This is a genomic window from Enterobacter sp. RIT637, from assembly GCF_019718755.1.
In the GTDB taxonomy this organism is placed as follows: Bacteria; Pseudomonadota; Gammaproteobacteria; order Enterobacterales; family Enterobacteriaceae; genus Enterobacter.
On the sequence record NZ_JAIHAZ010000026.1, the window covers coordinates 24,458 to 30,651 of the forward strand.

The 6,194-nt window shown below is 55.1% G+C and carries 4 protein-coding genes; all 4 read right to left on the reverse strand.

What is annotated here, in order from left to right:
- Positions 1-18: 18 nt before the first annotated feature.
- The 4 genes from aceK to metA all read right to left on the reverse strand — a co-directional run bounded on the left by aceK (position 19) and on the right by metA (position 5,941).
- Complete coding sequence (aceK, locus tag K5E19_RS22355) at positions 19-1,755, reverse strand: bifunctional isocitrate dehydrogenase kinase/phosphatase (RefSeq protein WP_221553142.1); 1,737 nt, start codon at positions 1,753-1,755, stop codon at positions 19-21.
- A gap of 48 nt (positions 1,756-1,803) precedes the next feature.
- Entirely contained in the window at positions 1,804-3,108 is a 1,305-nt protein-coding gene (gene aceA / locus K5E19_RS22360) for an isocitrate lyase (protein ID WP_221553143.1), read from the reverse strand.
- 31 nt (positions 3,109-3,139) lie between these two features.
- Entirely contained in the window at positions 3,140-4,741 is a 1,602-nt protein-coding gene (gene aceB / locus K5E19_RS22365; protein WP_221553144.1) for a malate synthase A, read from the reverse strand.
- Positions 4,742-5,011: 270 nt separating this feature from the next.
- On the reverse strand, positions 5,012-5,941 hold the full coding sequence (gene metA, locus K5E19_RS22370; protein ID WP_221553145.1) for a homoserine O-succinyltransferase: 930 nt from the start codon (positions 5,939-5,941) through the stop codon (positions 5,012-5,014).
- Between the last annotated feature and the right edge of the window lie 253 nt (positions 5,942-6,194).

The following is a 6,194-nucleotide window of genomic DNA, read 5'->3' on the forward strand; positions in this document are numbered from 1 at the left end:
GGCTTCGCCTTACCCGGCCTACATGATGCCCTCTGAAAATCTGATGCAAAACCGCTGCTTGCGACGGTAGGCGTACACATCTTCGACATGCCCGTTTTTGATCCGCGTTTGCAGCCCGCGCCAGTAGCTGGCACGGAACAGATCCTCATGCATCTCTTCGAATAGCGGCCCGATGCGCGGGTCGGCGCACAGCCAGTGGCGAAACTCCTCAGGAAACACATCGCCCGGCGAGACGCTGTACCACGGCTCACCGGAAAGCTCATCTTCCGGGTAGCGGGGCTGTGGGATATCGCGGAAGTTCACCTCGGTCATGTAGCAAATTTCGTCGTAATCGTAGAACACCACCCGCCCGTGACGGGTTACGCCGAAGTTTTTAAACAGCATGTCGCCCGGGAAAATATTGGCGGCGGCAAGCTGGCGAATCGCATTGCCGTATTCTTCAATGGCATCCCGCAGCGCCTGGCCTTCGGACTGCTCAAGCCAGATATTCAGCGGCACCATACGGCGCTCAATGTAGAGATGGCTAATCACGATTTTGTCACCCAGATCGGTGATTTTCGCGGGTGCTTCCTGCATTAACAGCGCCATAAGCGCCGGGTCGATCTGCTGTTTATCCAGCACAAAGTTTTCGAATTCCTGGGTATCCGCCATGCGCCCGACGCGATCGTGCTCTTTAACCAGCTGATAGCAGGCGCGGACATGCGCGGCGGTCATCTCTTTCTGCGGCGCGAATCTGTCTTTAATCACCTTAAAGACCCGGTCGAAACCCGGCAGCGTAAACACCAGCATCACCATGCCGCGAATGCCTGGCGCTTCGATAAACTGCTCATCGGCCGTGGTGATATAGCGCAGGTACTCCCGGTAGCTTTCCGTCTTGGCGTGCTTCTGGCAGCCAATCGCCATATACAGCTCGGCAGTGGTTTTACCCGGCAGGATCTCGCGCAGCCACTCCACCAGCGCGGCAGGCAGCGGGGCGTAAACCATGAAATAGGAGCGAGCGAAGCCAAACACGATGCTGGCCTCAGCACCGGTGGTCAGGCAGGTATCGACAAACAGTTCCCCGTCGTCGGTACGGTGAATCGGCAGCAAAAACGGCACAATGGCGGTCGGCGTAACCAGTTTGCCCACCAGCCAGGCGGCTTTATTGCGGTAGAAAAGCTCGTTGGCCACCTGCAAATGGCTGTGGCTGAGCACCTCCTCGCCGAAGGTTTCGTTGAGATGCGCGTGGATATAGCCGATATCCCGGGTTTTATTCTCCCAGGGCAGGCGCAGCGGCAGATCCGTTAGCACGCGGTGCAGCAACTTTTCCCAGCCGCGCTCGGGAAAGAAATCTTTCGCCAGCGGACGTGGAATGGTTCGAAAGCGTCGCTCGGGCTGGGAGCTGAAGATAAATAACCGCTCAGGAGATAGTGAGCGGTGGTCAAATAACCGGCAATAGACGGAGTTGAAAAAGCTCTCCGCAATCTCGAAGCGCGGGTAGTCGGGTAACAGATGGGTGTAGTGCTCCTTCACGCGCAGTAAAAATTCCGCGTCCGGGCTTCTACCGTCGGTAATACAGCGCAGCTGCTCCACCACCAGACCCACGTGGTGATCGTAGAGATGGATACGCTGCTTCATGGCCTGCTGAACCGAATGCCAGTCTGCATGTTCAAAGCGCTGCTGCGCGCCGGATGTCACTTCAAGAAAACGACCATACTGGGCATCGAAGCCCTGCAAAATAGTTTGGGCAATCAGTAATTCCAGGCCACGCGACATATATTCCCCTTACCCAACCCTCTCCCCGGAGGGGAGAGGGGGAAAAGATTAGAACTGTGCTTCTTCCGTTGAACCCGTTAAGGCGGTGACGGAGGAGGTGCCGCCCTGAATAATCGTGGTCACATTATCAAAGTAGCCGGTTCCCACCTCCTGCTGGTGAGACACGAAGGTGTAGCCGTCTTTGCCCGCCGCAAACTCCGGCTGCTGCACCTTCTCAACGTAGTGCTTCATGCCCTCACCCTGCGCGTAGGCGTGCGCCAGGTCGAACATGTTGAACCACATGCTGTGGATGCCTGCCAGGGTAATGAACTGGTATTTGTAGCCCATGTCGGACAGCTGCTGCTGGAAGCTGGCGATCGTTTTGTCATCCAGCTTTTTCTGCCAGTTGAAGGACGGCGAGCAGTTGTAGGCCAGCAGTTTGCCCGGGTATTTCGCATGGATGGCGTCGGCAAAGCGTTTTGCCAGCGCCAGATCCGGCGTAGAGGTTTCACACCAGACCAGGTCCGCGTAAGGCGCGTACGCCAGGCCGCGGCTGATTGCCTGCTCAATGCCGGCATGGGTGCGGTAGAAGCCTTCGCTGGTACGCTCGCCGGTGATGAATTCGCTGTCGTACGGGTCGCAGTCAGAGGTGATCAGGTCAGCCGCGTCCGCATCGGTACGGGCAATCACCAGCGTCGGCACGCCGAGCACGTCAGCAGCCAGACGCGCGGCAACCAGCTTCTGAATCGCTTCCTGAGTCGGAACGAGCACCTTACCGCCCATATGTCCGCATTTTTTCACTGACGCAAGCTGGTCTTCGAAGTGAACGGCCGCTGCACCGGCCTCAATCATCGATTTCATCAGCTCGAAGGCGTTCAGCACGCCGCCGAAGCCTGCTTCCGCATCCGCGACGATCGGCAGGAAGTAGTCCGTAAAGCGCGGATCGCCAGGTTCGATACCTGCGGCCCACTGGATCTGATCCGCACGGCGGAAGGTGTTGTTGATCCGATCCACCACCGACGGCACGGAGTTAGCCGGATAGAGCGACTGATCCGGGTACATGCTGGAGGCCAGGTTGGCGTCCGCCGCGACCTGCCAGCCAGAGAGGTAAATCGCCTCGATCCCGGCCTTCGCCTGCTGCAGCGCCTGACCGCCGGTCAGCGCGCCGAGGCTGTTGATGTAGCCCTTTTTAGCGCCACCGTGCAGCAGCTTCCACATTTTCGCCGCGCCGTTCTGTGCCAGCGTGCATTCCGGGTTGACCGAGCCGCGTAATTTCACCACTTCCTCTGCGCTGTATGGACGACGAATGCCTTCCCAGCGCGGTTGAGTCCACTCTTTCTGTAATTCTTCGATTTGTTGGGTACGGGTTTTCATGTGCAGATGCTCCATATTGTTATGTGGTGAGTTACGCCAGGAAGCGGTAGCCCGGCAGGGTCAGGAAGTCGATTAAGTCATCTGAGGTGGTGATTTGCTCCATCAGGCGCGCGGCGTCGTCAAAACGTCCGCTGCTGAAGCGGTGTTCGCCCAGTTCGTCCTGGATCACCCGCATCTCTTCGGCCAGCATCTGGCGGAACAGGGTCTTAGTCACCGGCTTGCCGTTGCTGAGCGTTTTTTGATGATGGATCCACTGCCAGATGGAGGTACGTGAGATTTCCGCCGTCGCGGCATCTTCCATCAGCCCGTAGATAGGCACGCAGCCGTTGCCGGAGATCCACGCTTCGATGTACTGGACCGCGACGCGGATATTGGCACGCATGCCCTCTTCCGTACGCTCTCCCGCACACGGTGCCAGCAATTGCTCTTCCGCAATTGGCGCATCGTCTTCACGCGTGACGAACAGCTGGTTTTTGTTGTCACCGAGAACGCGATTGAAAACCTCCATCGCCGTATCGGCCAGGCCTGGATGGGCAATCCACGTGCCGTCATGACCGTTACGCGCTTCAAGCTCTTTGTCGGCCTTCACCTTGTTAAGCACCTGGTTATTGCGCTCTACGTCTTTGCTCGGAATAAATGCCGCCATGCCGCCCATCGCAAAAGCGCCGCGCTTGTGGCAGGTTTTAATCAGCAGACGCGAGTAGGCGCTGAGGAATGGTTTATCCATGGTCACGACCTGGCGATCTGGCAGCACGCGATCGCCGTGATTTTTCAGGGTCTTGATGTAGCTGAAGATGTAGTCCCAGCGTCCGCAGTTCAGACCAACAATATGGTCGCGCAGCGCATGCAGGATTTCATGCATCTGGAATACCGCAGGCAGCGTTTCAATCAGAAGCGTGGCCTTGATGGTGCCGCGCGGCAGGTTGAAACGATCTTCCGCATAGCTGAAGACCTCGCTCCACCAGGCCGCTTCCTGCCAGGCCTGCGTTTTTGGCAGATAGAAATAGGGACCGCTGCCTTTTGCCAGCAGGTTCTTGTAGTTGTGGAAGAAATAGAGTGCGAAATCAAACAGGCTGCCCGGAATGGCTTCCCCACGCCAGGTGACATGTTTTTCAGGCAGGTGCAGGCCGCGTACGCGACAGATCAGCACCGCCGGGTTCGGTTTGAGCTGGTAAATTTTGCCGGCTTCGTTGGTATAGCTGATGGTGCCGTTCACGGCGTCGCGCAGGTTGATCTGCCCGTCGATAACTTTGTTCCAGTCTGGCGCCAGTGAGTCTTCAAAATCGGCCATAAAGACTTTAACGTTGGCGTTCATGGCGTTGATCACCATTTTGCGCTCTACCGGACCGGTGATCTCAACGCGACGATCCTGTAAATCTTCAGGGATGCCGCGGATTTTCCACTCACCGCGACGAATGGAAGCGGTTTCCGAAATGAAGACAGGCAACTTGCCATCGTCAATTTCCTGCTGCTGGTGAATGCGTGCCGCCAGCAGCTTATTACGCTGCGGCGTAAAGCGGGTCACCAGTTCAGTCAGAAATTCTACCGCTTCCGCCGTCAAAATTTGCTGTTCTTGCTCGCCGTACGGCTTGGTAAAGGCCAGTTCATCGACCGTCGTTGCCTGTTGAGTCATTACTCTGCTCCTCATCAAAGATCCAAAATCACGCCCCCGATGCGAACGAAAGATCGTTGGGTAGTTTTCGCTCAGCAGAATTAAGACTATCTATATTTTTTCTAAAATCAAAAACAATTTCCATTTTAATTATTAATTGTAATTAATTAGTTGATTTCATTGAGATTAAAGTTGGATCGAACGGTGAGTGACATTTCGGAAATAAAAAAGGCACCCGAAGGTGCCTGATTTGAATAGCTGAAACGCTTTAGGATCGTTTAGTGCAGAAGATTACTCCAGCGTCGGATTCATGTGACGCAGATCGTATGGCGTTATCTGATAGACGTAATAGTTGAGCCAGTTGGTGAAAAGCAAATTCCCGTGGCTGCGCCAGGTTGCTCTCGGTTTGTTTTGCGGGTCGTCTTTCGGGAAATAGTTGTACGGTACATCCGGATTGAGGCCCGCTTCGACATCGCGGAAATACTCTGACGCGAGGGTATGCGGATCGTATTCAGGATGCCCGGTCACAAATGCAATGCGTTTATCCTTGCTGGCAAACAGATAAGCATCTCCATTTTCCGTTTCGGCCAGGATCTCCAGATCGGTGTAATCACGAATCAGCTGGGCCGGGAAATCGGCGTAGCGAGAATGCGGCGCCAGGAAAGAGTCATCGAAACCGCGCGTCAGCAACGCATGTGGGTGAAGAATATGGTGTTCGTATACGCCGGAGAGCTTTTCAGTGCGGGTTTGCTTGGGGATGCCATAAAGGATATTCAGCGCGGCTTGTACCGCCCAACAGACAAACAATGTCGACGTGACGTGATCTTTTGCCCACTCCAGAACCTGTTTGATCTGCGGCCAGTAGGCGACATCGTTAAATTCAACCAGACCGAGTGGCGCGCCGGTCACAATCAGTCCGTCGAAGTTTTCACCCTGAATGTCATCGAAGTTACAGTAGAAGTTGTTCAAATGCTCAGAAGGCGTGTTGCGTGACTCACGGGCATCGATCCGCAGCAGCTGAATATCAACCTGCAGCGGGGAGTTCGACAGAAGACGCAGGAACTGGTTTTCTGTTTCGATCTTTTTTGGCATCAGATTGAGAATAAGCACCTTCAGCGGGCGAATTTCCTGACCTGTCGCACGCGAAGCCGTCATCACGAAGACGTTTTCTTCACGCAAGAAATTGACGGCTGGTAGCTCGTCCTGCACCCGAATCGGCATAACTTAATATCCTCACAGCATACGTATAAACGTTTAGACATCCAGATAGCTAACGATACCCAGAAATGATCGTAAAGTCGAGTCTGCAAGTCGAAGGTGAGAAAGTTTCAAGGAAGGGAAAAGACAAAAGCAAAAAACCCCGCACCTTACGGTACGGGGTTCTTCTTAATTGATGCCTGGCAGTTCCCTACTCTCACATGGGGAGACCCCACACTACCATCGGCGCTACGGCGTTTCACTTCTGAGTTCGGCA

Excerpts from the sequence above, each read along its gene's own strand:
- aceB (WP_221553144.1), bottom strand. The coding sequence starts at position 4,741 with ATGACTCAACAGGCAACGACGGTCGATGAACTGGCCTTTACCAAGCCG.
- aceA (WP_221553143.1), bottom strand. The coding sequence starts at position 3,108 with ATGAAAACCCGTACCCAACAAATCGAAGAATTACAGAAAGAGTGGACT.
- aceK (WP_221553142.1), bottom strand. The coding sequence starts at position 1,755 with ATGTCGCGTGGCCTGGAATTACTGATTGCCCAAACTATTTTGCAGGGC.
- metA (WP_221553145.1), bottom strand. The coding sequence starts at position 5,941 with ATGCCGATTCGGGTGCAGGACGAGCTACCAGCCGTCAATTTCTTGCGT.